Raw genomic sequence first — 1,083 nt, 5'->3', positions numbered from 1 at the left:
GCTGCCCTGAGACGCGGCCCGGCCTGCCCCGGTCACCCGGATGCCGCGTTCGTCCGGACGGCACGCCGGATGACGCGCCCGTGTAGCGGCCCCGGTGACGCCCGGATGGCGGCCCCGATGGCGCGAATCCGCTGATACGGGTATGCTGCCAAAAGCGCCTGCCCCGCATGCCGGTCCTGAATGAACAAACCGGGAAGGCAGGCCGGATGCGCGCCGCCAGTCCCCGGCGCGGCGGGCACGACAAAAGAGGTCGACCGCGCTCCGAGGGGCTGGAACGCGGTCGACGCTGCAAGGGGGAGGATGAGTGGCCGGGTTGCCCGTGCCGCGTCCCTTCACGATACGCATGCTGCCGTACGTATCTCCCGGTCTGGGGCCCGTACGCGGGTACGGGGGGAAGCGGCGTGGAGACCGTAAACGGGTTTCCGGGGCACCACGCTTCCACCTTAGCACCGCTTGATGGCCCGGCAATGATAACTTCGCCGCTACGGCGACATCCTTGCACACCGCGCACCCACTGGAGCCCGCCATGTACGATGCCGAAACCCTGGGAAAATATGCCGACGTCATGCTGTGGGGTCTGGCGCGCGGGCGCCGCGCGCCCCTGCGCAAGAGCGACTTCGTGCTTGTGCGGTTCGATCTGCCGGGCCTGCCGCTGGCCGAGGAACTGTGCGGCAGGCTGCACGACATGGGCATGATTCCCGTGCCGCGCATGCAGCCCACACCGCGCATGGAGCACGACTTTTACGCCAGGGCCAACAACAAGCGCCTGACCATGCTGATCCCCGGCGAACGCGACCTGTACAGCCACCTTGGCGGATGCATCACCATCATCGCGCCGGAATCGCTCACCCACCTCTCCTCCATCGAGCCGGAGCGCATCGCCATGTCACAGGCCGCCCGCCGTCCGTTGCAGGACATCGCGCACCTGCGCGAGAACATGGGCGCCTACGGCTGGACCCTGTGCATCTGGCCCACGGCGGCCCTGGCCGGTCAGGCCGGGCTTTCGCTGGCCGACTACGCCGACGAGGTGCGCCGGGCCTGCCTGCTGGGCGAGGCGGACCCCGCCGCCACATGGGCCCGCGT

General features: G+C 69.4%; 1 protein-coding gene. It reads left to right on the top strand.

The annotated features are described in order from the left end of the window. Positions 1-526: 526 nt before the first annotated feature. Positions 527-1,083: aminopeptidase (locus tag FVW20_RS16315; protein WP_196610418.1), on the top strand; the 557-nt coding region annotated here is incomplete at its 3' end.

Origin of the sequence: Nitratidesulfovibrio oxamicus (genome assembly GCF_015731765.1) — a bacterium.
In the GTDB taxonomy this organism is placed as follows: Bacteria; Desulfobacterota; Desulfovibrionia; order Desulfovibrionales; family Desulfovibrionaceae; genus Cupidesulfovibrio; species Cupidesulfovibrio oxamicus.
Note: the sequence above shows the minus strand (reverse complement) of the source record. Positions and strands in the feature narration are given on the sequence as shown.